General features: G+C 75.1%; 13 protein-coding genes. 10 read left to right on the top strand and 3 right to left on the bottom strand.

Annotation, left to right across the window (positions count from 1 at the left end; translation table 11 throughout):
* Positions 1–520: 520 nt before the first annotated feature.
* Positions 521–1,507, bottom strand: coding sequence for an ABC transporter substrate-binding protein (locus ACF089_RS28570; protein ID WP_392032489.1), 987 nt, complete (start codon positions 1,505–1,507; stop codon positions 521–523).
* 140 nt (positions 1,508–1,647) lie between these two features.
* Here ACF089_RS28570 and ACF089_RS28565 point away from each other — a divergent pair, with 140 nt between their 5' ends.
* The 5 genes from ACF089_RS28565 to ACF089_RS28545 all read left to right on the top strand — a co-directional run bounded on the left by ACF089_RS28565 (position 1,648) and on the right by ACF089_RS28545 (position 7,093).
* Positions 1,648–2,451: a siderophore-interacting protein gene (locus ACF089_RS28565; protein ID WP_392032486.1), complete on the top strand. Its 804-nt coding sequence runs from the start codon at positions 1,648–1,650 to the stop codon at positions 2,449–2,451.
* Positions 2,452–2,534: 83 nt separating this feature from the next.
* Positions 2,535–4,298, top strand: a complete 1,764-nt coding sequence (locus ACF089_RS28560) for an ABC transporter ATP-binding protein (protein ID WP_392032483.1) — start codon at positions 2,535–2,537, stop codon at positions 4,296–4,298.
* Positions 4,291–6,027 (top strand): ABC transporter ATP-binding protein, encoded by a 1,737-nt coding sequence (locus ACF089_RS28555; protein ID WP_392032480.1) that lies wholly within the window; start codon positions 4,291–4,293, stop codon positions 6,025–6,027. The genes ACF089_RS28560 and ACF089_RS28555 overlap by 8 nt, the downstream gene beginning before the upstream one ends.
* 167 nt (positions 6,028–6,194) lie before the next feature.
* Positions 6,195–6,494, top strand: coding sequence for a hypothetical protein (locus ACF089_RS28550; protein WP_392032477.1), 300 nt, complete (start codon positions 6,195–6,197; stop codon positions 6,492–6,494).
* Positions 6,491–7,093, top strand: a complete 603-nt coding sequence (locus ACF089_RS28545) for a GNAT family N-acetyltransferase (RefSeq protein ID WP_392032475.1) — start codon at positions 6,491–6,493, stop codon at positions 7,091–7,093. Before ACF089_RS28550 ends, ACF089_RS28545 begins: the two co-directional genes overlap by 4 nt.
* 182 nt (positions 7,094–7,275) lie before the next feature.
* Here the strand turns inward: ACF089_RS28545 and ACF089_RS28540 are convergent, their stop codons facing one another.
* The gene (locus tag ACF089_RS28540) at positions 7,276–7,914 is read right to left on the bottom strand and encodes a PH domain-containing protein (RefSeq protein ID WP_392032472.1); all 639 of its coding nucleotides are present in this window, start codon (positions 7,912–7,914) and stop codon (positions 7,276–7,278) included.
* A 411-nt stretch (positions 7,915–8,325) separates the two neighbouring features.
* On the opposite strand from ACF089_RS28540, the gene ACF089_RS28535 reads away from it, so the two are divergent.
* From ACF089_RS28535 to ACF089_RS28515, 5 genes are all read left to right on the top strand, one after another.
* Positions 8,326–8,760 (top strand): hypothetical protein, encoded by a 435-nt coding sequence (locus ACF089_RS28535; RefSeq protein WP_392032469.1) that lies wholly within the window; start codon positions 8,326–8,328, stop codon positions 8,758–8,760.
* Between the two features lie 132 nt (positions 8,761–8,892).
* On the top strand, positions 8,893–9,243 hold the full coding sequence (locus ACF089_RS28530; protein WP_392032467.1) for a chaplin family protein: 351 nt from the start codon (positions 8,893–8,895) through the stop codon (positions 9,241–9,243).
* 47 nt (positions 9,244–9,290) lie between these two features.
* A complete protein-coding gene (locus tag ACF089_RS28525; protein ID WP_392032464.1) occupies positions 9,291–10,574 on the top strand; it encodes a hypothetical protein in 1,284 nt (427 codons plus the stop codon).
* Entirely contained in the window at positions 10,571–11,518 is a 948-nt protein-coding gene (locus tag ACF089_RS28520; protein ID WP_392032461.1) for a hypothetical protein, read from the top strand. The genes ACF089_RS28525 and ACF089_RS28520 overlap by 4 nt, the downstream gene beginning before the upstream one ends.
* 350 nt (positions 11,519–11,868) lie before the next feature.
* Positions 11,869–12,909 carry an ABC transporter permease gene (locus ACF089_RS28515; protein WP_392032458.1) on the top strand — a complete coding sequence of 347 codons (1,041 nt, stop codon included), beginning with the start codon at positions 11,869–11,871 and terminating at the stop codon, positions 12,907–12,909.
* A gap of 46 nt (positions 12,910–12,955) precedes the next feature.
* Here ACF089_RS28515 and ACF089_RS28510 read toward each other — a convergent pair whose 3' ends face one another.
* Complete coding sequence (locus ACF089_RS28510; protein ID WP_392032455.1) at positions 12,956–14,467, bottom strand: LLM class flavin-dependent oxidoreductase; 1,512 nt, start codon at positions 14,465–14,467, stop codon at positions 12,956–12,958.
* Positions 14,468–14,737: the final 270 nt, after the last annotated feature.

The raw sequence follows: 14,737 nt of genomic DNA, 5'->3' as shown, positions 1-14,737 counted from the left end.
GGCCGTGCCGTCGTCGCCCCGTCCGCCGGCCGTGCCGCGCCCCGGCGCGCCCGGCGGACGGGGCGACGTCCGGGGGCCGGGGCCTCGGCGCTGCCGCCCGCCGGGGGCCGGTGCGCGTCCGCCGGGGGCCGGTGCGCGTCCGCCGGGGGCCGGTGCGCGTCCGCCGGGGGCCGGTGCGCGTCCGGCGGGGGCCGGTGCGCGTCAGGCGGCGCGGTCGCTCCGCGAGGCGGACGCACGGGTGTTCGCGCCGGCGGCGGCGTCGCCGGGCGAAGGGGCGCGGGCGCGTCCGGCCGGGACGGCGTCGTCGCGGACACGTCCGGCGGCGTCCCCGGAGGCGGGCCGGCTCGGGTCCGGGGGCCGGGGCCCGCGCCCGCGGCCTCTCGCGGGCGAGCGGCGCCCGGTCGGCACCGGAGCGCGCGGCGGGTGCGCGGAACGCGCGGCGAGGTGCGCCGGGGACCTCGGTCCCCGGCGCACCTCGCGCGCGTGCTCGCCGGACTCTCCGTCGTCGGGCCCGCTGCCGTCAGACCTTCTGGAGCATCTTCTCGATCTCGTCCACCGCGCCGATGGCGAAGGAGTAGTTCGCCATCAGGAAGTGCTGCGAGGGGAAGGCCCGTCCGGCCTTGACGGCGGGCACCGCCTTCCACAGCTTGTGGTCGAGCAGCGCCTGGGTGGTGGGGGTGGCCTTCCCGTCGAACTGCACCGGGTAGATCAGCGCGGTGCAGTCGCCGAGGACGTCCATCTCCTCATAGCTCTTGGGGATGAACTTCTCGCCCTTGGCGACCGGGATGTCGGCCCCGATCTTGAGGCCGAGGTCGCGCATCACGGTCACCACCGGGGTGCCGAGGAAGAACTTGCCGCTCGGGCCGCCGCTGAGCGGGGCCCAGACGGTGGTGGCGATCTTCTTGGCGTGGGCCGTCCGCACCTCCTTGAGGCGGGTCTCGTACCGGGTCTTGAGGTCCTTGACCCGGGTCTCCCGGTTGACCGCCCCGGCGACCCGGGCGATCTGCTCGTGCCAGAGCGCGCCGCTGGTCCAGTCGAAGTGGGCGACCGGGGCGACCTTCTTCAGCGCGGCGGACTTGTCCTTGTAGAACTGGTCGACGATGAGATCGGCGTCGAGCGCCGCTATCGCCTGCGCGTTGGGGGTGCCGGGGGCGCCGATCGTCTTGACGTCCTTGAGCTGGTCGTAGTCGCCGGCGGACATCAGCGTCGGGACCGCCGTGCCGTCGGGCACGCCGACCGGGACGATGCCCAGCTCCAGCAGCATCAGGGCCGCGTAGTTGTCGGTGACGACGACCCTCGCGGGGCGCTCCGGCACCGTGACGGGGCCGTTGTCGGTCTGCACGGTGCGGGTGCCGCCGGTCGTGGCGTCCGTGCCCTTCGCCTTGTCCTTGTCCGAGGACTCGCTCACACCACAGGCGGTCAACCCCAGGGCGGCCGCGCTCGCGGTCAGCCCTCCGAGGACATTCCTCCGGCCCAGAGCATGGGACATCGTGCGCGAGCGGGTCATTTCACTTACTCCTCGATAGGACATACGTCTGACTGCCCCACACACCGCCCACGGCGAAGAGGTAAGGCTTGCCTAAGCTACCTCTTCCGGAGACGATCTAGGACATCCAACGGGAAGTCTGCAGTGAGGAGTTACCGAGAATGAGCGGGGCAACGGTCCGAAGCCGGCACGGCGAGAGCCGCCGAGCCGGGGGGCTGCGAGTGACACGGGTGCGGTACACGGAGCGGATCACCCCGCACATGGCGCGCATCACCTTCGCCGACGACGAATTGGCTCGGCTGCACAGCAACGGCGGCGACCAGCATGTGGCGCTCTACTTCTACGAACCGGGGGTGGAGCTGCCCCGCCCCTTCACCACCGAGGCCGCCCGGGCGTTCCTGTCGGTGGCCCGGCCGAGGCTGCGCCGGTACACCATCCGCCACCACCGGCCCGAACTGGGCGAGGTCGACATGGACTTCGTCCTGCACGGGGCCGACCAGCTCGCCTCCGGCTGGGCCGAGCGGGCCGCCCCCGGCGACGAGGCCATCTGGTTCGGCCCCAGCCCCGGCTGGTCCCTGGCCCCCGAGGCCGAGTGGGCCGTACTCCTCGGCGACGAGACCGCGCTGCCCGCCATCGGCGCGATCCTGGAACAACTTCCGCCGGGCGTGGGGGTGACGGCGCTGATCGAGGTCGCCGACCGGGCCGAGGAACAGCGGCTGACCACCCTGGCGGACGCCCGGATCGAATGGCTCCACCGAGGCCGGCGGCCGGCCGGGGAACTGCTCCTGGAGCGGGCCTCCCGGCTCACCCCGCCCCCCGGCCCGGGCCGGATCTGGGGCGCGGCCGAACGCGACGTCGTCCGCGCGATCCGCCGCCACTTCGTCGAAGGACTCGGCGTGGCACGCTCCGACACCCATCTGACCCCCTACTGGACCAGGGGCGAGACCCAGGACAGCGAGGTCTGATCCATGCCCGTCGCGGCACCCGACACCACCAACCCGCCCCGGACCGGCCCGGCTCGTCGCGACCTCCGCACCGGAGGCACGGTATGACGCCGCCGCCCGGCGCGCCGGGAGCGGACGACACCGGCGCCGGACCCGGCGACGCCCCGGCGCCCGGGACCGACCGCGCCGAGCCCACCAACCGGGACGGGCTGCGGCTGCTCGGCACGACCCTGCGCCGGGGCTCGGGGCTGCTGCTGCCCGCCGTGCTCGGCGGGTTCTGCTACCAGATCGCGCTGATCGCCCTGCCCTGGTGCATCGAGCGAGCCGTCGACGAGGGCATCGTCGGCGAGGACCCCGGCGCGCTGCGGAGCTGGGCGCTGATCGCGCTCGCCGCCGGCGTCGTCGCGGCGCTGGCCGAGATGCTGCTCGGCTGGTTCTCCACCCTCGTGGGAACCCTGGAGGGCAATCGGCTGTACCAACGGCTCGCCGACCGGGTCGCGGGTCTCGACAGCCGGAGCCTCGACCGGTTCGGCGAGGGCGATCTCGGCATGCGCGGCACGCGGGACGTCGATCTGGTCCGCACCTGGCTGATGGGCTTCGCCTCCTTCGTCAGCGGGGTCGCCGGATTCCTGCTGATGATCTTCGCGATCGTCCGGCTCGACCCGCTCCTCGCCGTCGTCTGCCTGCTCTGCGTGCCCCCGCTGGTCTGGCTCAACACCCACTGGTTCCCCCGGCGTTTCGGCAAGGCCAACACCCGTCTCTCGGCGGCCCACGGCAGCCGGGCCGACGCGGTCGAGGAACTGCTCTCCGCCAGCGCCGCCGTACGCGGCATCGGGGGCGAACCCGCCCTGGTGGAGCGGCATCACACCCGCAGCTCCGACGTCACCGACCACACCCTGACCACGGCCCGCATCTCGGCGGACTGGGCCGCCCTCTCCCCCTTCGTGCCCGCCCTCGCCATCGGGGCCGGGCTCGGCGTCGGCGGACTCGCCGTGCTGCGGGACACCATGTCGGTCGGCGGCATCGTCGCCTTCACCGGCTGGATGAGCATGCTGGTGATGTGGGTGGGCGTGCTCACCCTGCGGATCAGCCAGCTGAGCCAGGCCACCACCGCCGCCCGCCGCCTCCAGGAGATCCTGCTGCCCGGGCCCGCCGAACGCCCCGCCGGCGGAGCGTCCCTGCCCGTACGGGGAGAGCTGACCGCCGAGGCGGTCACCCGCACCGCCCGGGGGCGCGTCCTCCTGGCCCCGGTCACTCTCACGGTCCGCCCCGGGGCCCTGATCGCCGTCACCGGCCCGACCGCCTCCGGCAAGACCACCCTGCTCCGGATGCTCGCCGGACTGCTCCCCCCGGACGGCGGATCCGTCGCCTTCGGCGGGGTCCCGCTGCACGAGGCGGACCCGGACCAGACGCATCGCCTGATCGGCTTCGTACCCCAGCGGCCGGTCACCGTCAGCGGCACCCTCGCCGACAATCTGCGGCTCGGCGGCGACTTCGACGACGAGGAGCTGCGCGCAGCCTGCCGTGTCGCCGCCCTCGACGAGCATGTCGACTCACTGCCCGACGGGCTCGCCACCGAGGTCGGCGAACGCGGCAGCACCCTCTCCGGCGGCCAGCTCCAGCGTCTCGCGCTGGCCCGCGCCGTGCTGCGCCGCCCCGCCGTACTGCTGCTGGACGACATCACCTCCGCGATCGACACGGCCACCGAGCGCACCATCGTCGAACGGCTGCGGGAGTGGGCCGGGGAGACGGCCGTGGTCTGCGCCACCCACCGGCCGGCGGTGCTGGCGGCGGCCGACCAGGTGATCACACTCGAATCCGCCGGCGCCCCGGCCCGAACGAAGGACCCGGTGACCTCCGGTGGCTGACCAGAAACCGCTCTCCGCCGCTCCCGATCAGCGCGGGGTGCTCCGCCGGGCCTGGCCCCATATGCGCGCCCACCGGCGCGCCATCGTGATCGCCCTGATCACCAGCGCGGCCGCCACCCTCACCACCGTCGCGGTGCCCGCCGTCATCGGCGCGGGCGTCGACCGGCTGCTGGACCGGGACCGGACGGGGCTGCTCGTCGCGGTGGGCGTGCTGACCGCGCTGGCGCTGCTGCGGCTGGCGCTGTTCCGGCGGGCCGAGATCCTGCTGACCTCGGTCGGCGAACGGGTGGTGCGGCGGCTGCGCGATCTCACCGTCGAGCGGCTCTCGCGCGCGCCCTTGCGCTTCCTGGAGGCGCAGCCCTCCGGCGATCTGCTCCGCCGGACGACCACCGAGATCGCGGATCTGGCCACCTTCGTCCGCGCGCAGCTGCCCGAGCTGCTGACCGTCGCCGGATATCTCGTCTTCACCACGGTGCTGCTGGTGAGCTACTCGCCCCTGATGACGCTGGTCACGCTGGTGGCCTTCGTCCCGGCGATCAGCTGGGTGCTGCGGCGGTTCAAGAAGGCCGCCACCCCCGCGTTCGCCGCCGAGGCCGCCGCCGCGGGCGCCGTCGCCGCCTCCTACCGGGAGCTGGTCCAGTCCCGCGAGATGCTGGTGACGGGCGGGGGCGTGGAGTTCTGGCGCGCCCGGTTCCGTCAGGACACGGACCGGCGGTACCGGGCGGCCCGCCGCAGTCAGCGCTCCCTGTTCATCATCAGCCTCGCCCGGCTCGTCCAGGGGTTGACCACCGCCGCGCTGCTGCTGACCGGCGGCTGGCTCGCCGCCGAGGGCCGGGTCAGCGTCGGCACCGTCGTGGTCTTCGTGCTGGCGACCCGTCAGCTCTTCGACTCGGCCGCCCAGGCGTCCAATCTGATGGGCCAGCTCCAGCTGACCCTGGTGGGGCTCGCCCGGCTGCTGGACCTGCTCGCCCGCACGGCGCCCGGCGAGGACTCCCCCGAGGAGGCCGCGGCCGCCGGGGAGGACGGCCCCGCGCCGACCGCGGGGCGCGCGGCGCCGGAGACCGCCGAGCGCGGGGTGCTGGAGGTGGAGGGCGTGCACTACGCGTACGTCTCCTCCACCCGGGTGCTGTCGGGGCTGACGCTGCGGATCGAGCCCTCGGAGCGGGTGGGGCTGGTCGGCCCGACCGGGGCGGGCAAGACCACCCTGGCGAAGCTGCTCACCGGGCTCTACACCCCCGACTCCGGCAGCGTCCGCTACGACGGCCGGGATCTGCGCGATCTGCCGGCGGACGAGCTGCGCCGCCGTATCGTCCTCATCCCGCAGCGGGTCCATCTGATCCGCGGCACCCTGCTGGACAATCTCGGTCTGGTCCCCGGGGAACCGGGCGAGGACAGGATCCTGGCCGCCGTGCGCGAACTCGGCCTGACCGAGTGGGTCGAGGGGCTGCCGGAGGGTCTCCACACCCCCCTCGGGGGCGGCGCGGGCGGGCTCTCGGCGGGAGAGCTGCAGCTCATCGGTCTGGTCCGGGCCGCGCTGGTCGATCCGGCCGTACTCGTCCTGGACGAGGCGTCCGCCGACATCGACCCGGAGACCGCGCTGCGGGTGGAGACCGCGATCGACACCCTGCGGGCGGACCGCACCCTGATCGTCATCGCGCACCGCGAGGCGACGATCAACCGGCTCCCCCGGATCGTCGCTCTCGACGCGGGCGCGGTGCTGACGGGGTGACGAGCCTTCGGGGCGGCGCCGGGCGCGCGGCGGCGGCCCGGACCGGACCGTGATCAAAAAAGAGATGACAGAGACGGTTAGGTTAGGCTAACCTAACCAGTGATCAAGCCCCCTGGCGGCTCTCCCCTCGGAGAGCCGCCGGGGCACCCTACCCAGAAGGGCATTGCATGCGTACGCACCTGCCCGATGACGGCATGCCCGACCGCCCCTCCACCGCCGAAGGAGCGGAGCCGGCCGCCGTCACGACCGCGCACGACGGACCGCGCCCCGGCGTCCCGGCCCTCGACCGGGCCCGGGCGGCACGACGGCCGCACGCCGTCCCGGCGGCCCGGACGCGCCCGGTGGCCCCGGTGATCCCGGTGATCCCGGAGACCGGCCGGGGCACGCGCGCCGTCACCTCGATCACCGGCGGGGTGCGCCGCCGCGCGAGAACGGCGACCCGCGTCTTCCCGGGGTTCGCCGCATGAGCCGTACCGGCGGCGCGAGCCGCGTCCGCCGCGCCGTCGGCCCGGCCCCCGCGGGCGCGCCCCGCTTCACCGTCCGCCCCCTCGATCCCCTGGCCGACGCCGAACTGGTCCACGGGTGGGTGACCCACCCCAAGGCCGTGTACTGGATGATGCAGGACGCCCGGCTCCAGGACATCGAGCGCGAGTACATGGCGAAGGCGGCGCACGACCACCAGGACGCCTTCATCGGGCTGGCGGACGGGAAGCCCTCCTTCCTGATGGAGAGCTACGACCCCAGGCATGTGGAGCTGGGGGCGCTGTATCCGCCCGAACCGGGCGACGTCGGACTGCACTTCCTGGTCGCGCCGACCGACGCCCCGGTGCACGGCTTCACCCGCGCGGCGATCGCGAGCGCGATGAGGGAGCTGTTCGCCGACCCGGCGACCCGCCGCGTGGTGGTCGAGCCGGACGTCCGCAACGACGCCGCCCGCAGGATCTTCGAGTACGCCGGCTTCACCGTCGTCTCGAAGATCGAGAAGCCGGAGAAGGACGCCTATCTCTGCGTCTGCCCGCGCGAGCGGTTCGAGCGGAGCGCCGCCGGAAGACCGGCGGCCCACTGAACGGGGCGGGCGCGCGGGAAACGGTCCCTCACGCGCGCCCGCCTCTCCTTTTCCGGACGCCCGGACGAGACCGTCCCGAAGGCCCGGACGACCGTCCCGAAGGCCCGGACGGCCGCCCCGGAGAGCCGTACGGCCCGAACCGCCCGGACGGCGCACCGGCGGGACTCCCGGCCGCGAGCCTGTCAGCCCGCCAGGACCGTGGCGACATGGAGAACCGCCGCCAGCGGGATCACCCAGCGGATGTATCCCCGTCCCCGCTCGCGCCGCCCGGCCCCCGCCGTGGGACGGAGGCCGCCGTGGCCCGCCATGGCGGTCAGCATGTCCGCCGTCGGACCGCCGATGCCCGGGGCGCGGACGACACGGGTCAGCCACAGCGGCGCGAAACAGCCTGCCGGTGCCACCGGTTCACGGCTGATGAGGTCGAGCCGCCCGTCCCCGCGGAGTTCCACCCGGCCGATCGCCGCCCAGGGCAGGGACCTCACCGACCAGAGTCCGCGGAGGTGGATCCCCTCCCGGTCCGCGACCACCCGCCAGAGCGCGAGACGACAGAGCAGCCACGCGACGAACAGCGAGGTCCACACCGCGAAGAAGAGGTCGCCGGGCCGTGGATGCGCCAGACCCGCCCCGGCCGGCCGCTCCACGGTCACCACGAACAGCACCGCGGCCACGACCGCCGCCGTCCGCGCGCGCCATGTCGCCCCCCGGACGAGAGGTTCGGAGGGCGCGGCCGTCGTCGCCGCGAGCCGTTCCACCCGTATCCGCTGCTCCCCGCGCGCCGCGCGCCGCCTCTCCCGACGCCGTTCCCGACGGTTCTCCGCCACTGGCTTCCCTCACTTCCCTTCGCGCGGGCCGCCTCGTCCGGCCCGCGCCCGCCTCGGTTCCTACGATCGCTCCCCGCCCCGGCCGTTCGGCCCGGGCCGCTGCCGGGGGCGGACGCGACGACCGGGGGCGGACAGAGTCGGACGGCCCGGACGCCGTCGTGCCGCACGGGCCCATGGAACGGCCCGGGGCACGGGCAGGGGGATCAGTGAGGCGGGCGGCGGCCATCGGAACTCCGAGGGAAGGGCGGACAGTCATGCCGACCAGACTTCCCGGCTCACCTCGCACGATCATAGTCACGCACCCCGCCCGAACGGCGGGCGGGCCGCGCGCCGCCCGGACCGGCGGCCGGCAGAACCGCCCGGAGCCCCCGGCCGTCGTCCTCTGTGAGAAGCGGGACGGAAGGGGACACGGTGTCGAGGGAGCCGACGGTCGACGACAGCGAGGGACGCGGCGGGCGGAGCCGACCGGCCGGGGCGGAGGCGAAGGCGGCACGGAGCGTCGGCGGCGGGCCGCCGTCCCCCGGCGCGGACCGTCCGGAACGCCCGTACCCCGAGGAGCGGGCGGCCCGATTCGTCCTCAAGGGCCTGCTCCTCGCCGGGAATCTGCTGACGGCCTGGCTGCTCCTGAAGTCCTTCCTGGTGCGCCCGCCCGGCGGCCGGTGGGACCAGGAGAGCATCACGGCCGCCGGGGTCCCGGCCATGTCCGCGCACATCGGCTCCTGGATCACCGACTGGGGCACGCTGTATCCGGTCCGCCTGGGCGGGCTCCGTCCGTGGTGGTTCGCCGTGCCGATCGTCATCGGGACGGTCTCGCTGGGCCGGCTGCTGATCCTCGCAGGGAAGTGACCGCTCGCCCCTACCGCCGACTCCTCACTCTCCCAAGGGGTTTCGCGTACCTCCCGGCGCGATCCCGGGCGAATCGGGCGGGAGGGACGCGGTCGAAACCGCGCCCGGGCCGCCGCCAGAAGGAGGAACGCGATGAGCGGAACGCTGAAGCACGTCGAGGAGACGCGTCCGGCGACCGAGGGCGTACGGGCGGAGTCGGAGTCCGGCGTCCGGCGGGCGGGCACGCGCGCGGCGGTGGTCGGCGCGGTGCTGGGCACGGCGCTCGTCCCGGCCGGGGCCGCGCACGCCGGTGTCGTCGGCATCGGGAACGCGGTGTTCGGGAACGCCTGCGTCAACCAGGGGAGTACGCACGCGGTGGGCGCGACCGCCGCCGGCAGCGGCGCGGCGAGCGGCAACCACGCCGCGCTGCCGCTGTCCCTGCCCCGCAACCAGTGCGGCAACAGCGGCATCATCTGCACCGCCGTCATCAGGCCCAGTGTCTGAGCCGCGCTCCAACGGATGAGGAAGACCGGGCGAGGAGGGCGGCGGCGATGACCGGGGCGACGGCGGACGCGCCAGTGGCGGTGGCGGCGGACGCGGCGGTGGCGGAACTGGCGGCTCTGAGCGGGCGCGCCCTGCCGCTGCTGCGCCGTTGGGTGGCCGAGCGTCCCCGGCTGGGGGTGGCCCGGGCGCTGCTGACACTGGCGACCGCCGACGGGCTCGACGACGAGACGCTGCGGAACGAGCTGATCGCGGCTCACCGGGACGCCCGTGCGGCGGACGCCCGGTCGATGAGTCTGGTGTACGGGATCTTCCTCCACACGCACCGGCAGTACCGGCTGACGGCCGATCACCTGGTGGCGCACTTCGCCCGATGGCCCGGCGACGAGGCGGCGGCCCTGATGCTGGACGCCTTCCACGCCTGCCCGGACGCCGACAGCCACACCCGGGGGGACGCGCTGGTCGAGCGGCAGTCCGCCCTGGCCGGTCCGGAGAACTGGATCTGGCTGTCCAGACTCGCCTGGACCCGGGCGGAGCAGGGGCGCGCGGAGGAGGCGTACGAACTGGCCGGGCGGGCGCTCGCGCTGCACCCGCGCGCGGGCCAGGCCGCGCACGCCCGCGCCCACGCCGAGCACGAGACGGGGGCCGGGCCCGACTCCGTCGCCTTTCTGGACCGATGGCTGGCGGCCGATCCCGAGGCGGTGCAGTTCCGGCATCTGAACTGGCACGCCGCCCTCCAGTCGCTGGCGTGCGGAGACATGGCGGACGCCCGGCGGCGCGCGGACGAGGTGCTGGACCGGGCCGATGTGGGGATGCGGTCGGCGACGAACTGGCGGCTGCTGCTCGCCGGACAGCGCCCGGCGCGGCGCTGCGACCCGGACCACATCAGGGAGCTGCTGGCCGCGCCCGGCGGGACGGCGGAGGTCTTCCACACCTTCAATCTCGCCCTCGCGCTGGCCGTCGAGGCCGAGACCGACGAGCTGTACGCCCTGGCCCGGCGGGCCGAGCGCGACGAACGGGCCGACTTCCGCGAGGTGCTGGCCCCCGTGGCGCGGGCCCTGGCGGAGATCACCGCGGGGCGGCCCCGGGCGGCGGTGGAGCTGCTGACCGGCCTGGGCGCGGCGGTGGAGCGGCTCGGCGGGGTGCGGGTGGAGCGCGAGATCGTCCAGGACACCCTCGCCCGGGCCCTCGCCGACGCCGGCGAGCACGCCCGCGCGGCCGGTCTGCTGCACCGCCGTACCGCCGTCCGCCGGCATCACGTCTACGAGGATCTGCTCCTCGTCCCCCGCCCGGCGGCGTCCGCCGGCGCCCCGCTCCCGGAAGGGTCCTCATGATCGCGCCCCAGGTGATCGTCGTCTCGCTGCGCGGCAGCGGCGCCCCGCTGCTCGCCGAGGTCACCGGCGCGCTCGGCTACACCCCGTACGGGACGATGAGCGGCCCCGACGACGACTCCCCCGGCCCGGGCCCCGGCGAGGTGTACCCCCTGCTGGCCGCCGCCCACGGGCCGGACACGGCCGCCGCGCTGCTGCGGGACGGGCGGCACGGGCGTCAGGCGCTCCAGACCGCCTTCGAAGACGCGGTCGGCGCGCTGTGGCGCGTCTGGTGGATCCGTCTGGGCCAGCCGGTCACCCGCGCCTCGCCGGTCGACCCCGCCCTGGAGGAAGCCCTCGCCCGGGTGCCGGACGGCGAGCTGGTCCGGCTGCTCCCGGGCCGCGGCTGCTGGTACGTGAACAGTCTCGACCTCCGGCGCGCCGACGGCGGGCTGCTGCGCGCCTGGCAGGCCACCGGGCACCCGCCGATCGTCTTCCACCACCGGGACGTCCGCGACCGGATCATCAGCCAGATCCAGCTGCTCTCGCACCCCTCCGGGCGGGTCGGCTCCCAGCCGGAGTACCTCGTCTACCGCGACATCGTCAGCGCTCTTCCCAGCATGGACGCCAGGATCACCCTGGCGCTGACCGACCCCGGCTTCCCCGGACTGGCGGAGGCCCGCGGCTGCCGCTGGCTGCTGCACCACCCGGCCGTGACGGTCGTCAGCCACGAGGATCTCGCCGGTCCCGCCCACGGCGGCAGCGCGGACGCCCGTGAACGGGCCCTGGCCCGGCTGTTCGAGGCCACCGGGCACCCCGGCTCCACCGCCGTGCCGAGGCCCAGGGCCGCCGGGAGCGCCTGCCAGGACCCGGACCACCTCCGGGTGGGCCTCTGGCGCGAGCACTTCTCCCCCGAGCACGAGCGGCTTCTCGACCGCCACTGGGGCGATCTGCCGGCCCGCGTCTGACGGCGGCGACGCGACCGCCCGGCCGCCCGGCCGCCTGGCGTGACTCCCGACCGCCCAGGCGGCCGCACCGCTCCCGGCGGTCTCCCCCGGCCGCCGGAGTGCCCGCCGCCCCCGCCGTCCGATCCGGTCCACGGCGCTTGACCGGCACCCCCGGACTTCATATAGTTCGTTGTGCAACGAAATAAATGGAGGATGTTCCGCACCCTCGCGGGCCGGACCCCACAGGTCCCGGCGGCCGCCGGGACCCGCGCCCTCCCGGGCCGCCGGAGCGGCGGCCTCCCCCGGAGCCGCCCGGTCCGCACCCCCGGCGCCGACGCCGCTTCGGTCCTCTCCAGCAAGGAACCTCCGTCATGCCCGACACGATCTCCCCCGCACTCCGCGACGGCCCCCGGGCCCGGCCCCCGGTCGTCGATCCGCCCGCGCCCCGGCGGCCGGTGTGGATACGGCCGGTCCTGTTCCCGGTCGCGGTGGCCGTCGCGATCGGCGCGATCTTCATCAGCGTCTATCTGTCGGCGTTCCACGCCCCCGGGGCCCGCGATCTGCCGGTCGCCGTGGTGGGGACCTCCGCCGAGGCGGCGGCGGTCGCGGAACGCCTGCCGGAGAACGCGCCGGACACCTTCCGCGTCCAGGCCCTGCCGGACCGGGAGACCGCGCGGACGGCCGTCGAGCACGGCGAGGTCTTCGCCGCGTACGTCCCCGGGCCCGGCGCGCCCGAGCTGTTCCACGCGGGGGCGCACGGCCCGTCGGTCAGCGCCCTGGTGACGGGTTCCTTCGGCGAGGCGGCCCGGGCCGACGGGGAGCGGCCGACGCCCGTCGACCTCGTACCGGCGTCCGATCAGGACACCCGGGGGCTCGTCGTCTTCTACACGACCTTCGGCCTGGTCCTCGCCGGTTATCTGTTCGGGATCATGACCTTCCAGCTCGGCCCCGGGCTGACGGCGCGGCGCAGGATGGTCTCGCTCGCCGCGTTCGGCGGCGCGGGCGGTCTCGCGGTGGCCTCCGTCGTCTCCGCGTTCGGCGCGCTGCCCGCGCCGTTCCTCGGGGTCGCGGGGCTGGTGGCGCTGGTGGCGATGGCCGTGGGCGCGTTCACGATGCTGCTGGTGCGCTCGCTGGGGGTGCTGGGCTCCAGCGCCGCCGCCGTGCTGTTCATGACGGTCGGCAACGCGTCCAGCGGCGGCAGCCTCCCCGCCGAGTTCCTGCCCGGCTGGCTGGAGCCGTTCTCGGCGGGCCTCCCGGTGGGCGTGGGCGTACGGGCCGTCAACGGACTGGCCTACTTCCACGGCGACGGGGTGCTGAGCGGAGTCGCGGTCCTCGTCGGCTGGACGGCGGCCGGTCTCGGCGGACTGCTGCTCGTGGAACGCCTCCGCCGCCGCGCCCGGAGAGAGGCGTAGACAGGGAGGGGCCCGGCCGAGCCGGGCCCCTCCCCCGCCTCCCGGTTCAGACGTCGATGCCGAGCCGGTCCAGCGGCTCCACCAGCTCCTCCTCCTCGTAACCGAGGTGGGAGAGGAGGATGCGCTCCAGCACCGCCGTCAGATCCTGGACCTCGCCGATCCGGCCGTCGTCCTGTACGAGGGCGACCAGCGCGGCGTCGAGCCCGGCCAGCGCCTCGGCGATGATCTCGTGCTCGTGCTCCAGCCGCTCCACCACCGGCCCCAGCGACGCCTGTCGCGCGCGCAGCTCGGGGAACATGTACCGGTCCTCGATGGTGTGGTGCTGGGTGAGGGTGCGGCTGTACGCGGTGCAGAAGACGCCGAGCGTCCAGTAGTTCTGCCGCAGGGTGAGGCTGTTGATCATCGAGCGGGCGGAGGCCGCGTCCCGCTGTCCGGCGGCGACCTGGGCGACGGCCTCGGTGATCTGCCGCATCTCGTCCCGCAGACCGTCGTGGATACGGGTGAGCCGGGCGCCGGTGTCGCCCAGCGCGGGCCCCGGCGGCTGCGCGGGGGCTCGCGGCCGGGTCGCCTCGCCCAGCGGGTCGGCCGAGTACAGATCGATGCTCCCGGGCTCGGCCGGGGCCGGGGGGACGGCGGCGGCCGGCGCGTCCCCGGCGACCGCGCCGGCGCGGGCCGCCGCGATCGCCTCCCGCACCAGCGGGGCGACCTCTTCGGCGAAGGTCCGCAGCTCACGCTCCGTTCCGGCGGCCGAGGGGGCGAGGACGAAGCCGCTGAAGCCGTGGCCGAGGGCGAGTTCGGTCAGCTCGCGGGCCCACTGTTCGGGCGGTCCGTCCAGGAAGCGGTCCGAGGGGATCCGGGAGAAGCGTCCGCCGACGGTGTAGATCCGCCGGATCGCCCCGGGGTCGCGGCCCGCCGCGCGGGCGGCGTCGTCGACGGTCCGGCTCATGGCGGCCAGTTCGCCCGGGGGCGCGTAGGCGGCGGAGGGGAGCCAGCCGTCGCCGAGGCGTCCGGTCAGCTCCAGCATGCGCTTCTTGTACGAGCCGATCCAGATGCCGATGGGGTGGACGGGGAAGGGGCCGGGGCGGGCCCCGTCGAGCCGGTAGTGGCGGCCGGGCAATTCGGCGGCGGGTCCGGGGGTCCACAGGGCGCGGATCACGCCGATGGCCTCCTCCAGCGCCTCGACGGCCTCGCCGGGGGTGCGGCGCGGTCCGCCGAGCGCGGCGATCGCGTCCCAGAACGCGCCGGCCCCGATGCCGAGTTCGGTCCGGCCGCCGCTGAGGATGTCCAGGGTGGCGGCGGACCGGGCCAGCACGGCGGGCGGGCGCAGCGGCAGATTGGCGACGTGCGGGAAGAGGACGGCCCGTTCGGTGCGGGCCGCGAGATGGGTCAGCAGGGTCCAGGTGTCGAGGAACGCCGGCTGGTAGGGGTGGTCCTGGACGCCGATGAGGTCCAGGCCGAGGCCGTCGGCGAGACGGGCCAGCCGTACGATCTCCCGGTGGTCCTCGGCGGCGGGGGTGAGGAAGACGCCGAAGCGCGGGGGGTGTCCGTGGTCGGGCATGGGGTGCTCTTTCGTACGCGGCCCCGTCCCGGCGCGCGACGGGACGGGCTCGTCGTGCGCCGGGACGGGGCCGGGTCTGTTCTCTCGGGCCGGGCGGGGCGGCCGGTCAGCAGGTGGCGGTGTTGTCGTCGAGGCCGACGGTGGCCCAGATGTCGGCGAGTGCGGTGAGCTGTTCGTCGGTGAGGCGGTCGAGGAACTCGGCGCGGAGGTTGGTGAGGTGGACTCTGCGGGCGCGGCGGTAGGCCTTGCGTCCGGTGTCGGTGAGGACGG

This window comes from Streptomyces sp. NPDC014894 (assembly GCF_043080985.1).
In the GTDB taxonomy this organism is placed as follows: Bacteria; Actinomycetota; Actinomycetes; order Streptomycetales; family Streptomycetaceae; genus Streptomyces.
This window is presented reverse-complemented; position numbering and strand designations above follow the sequence as displayed.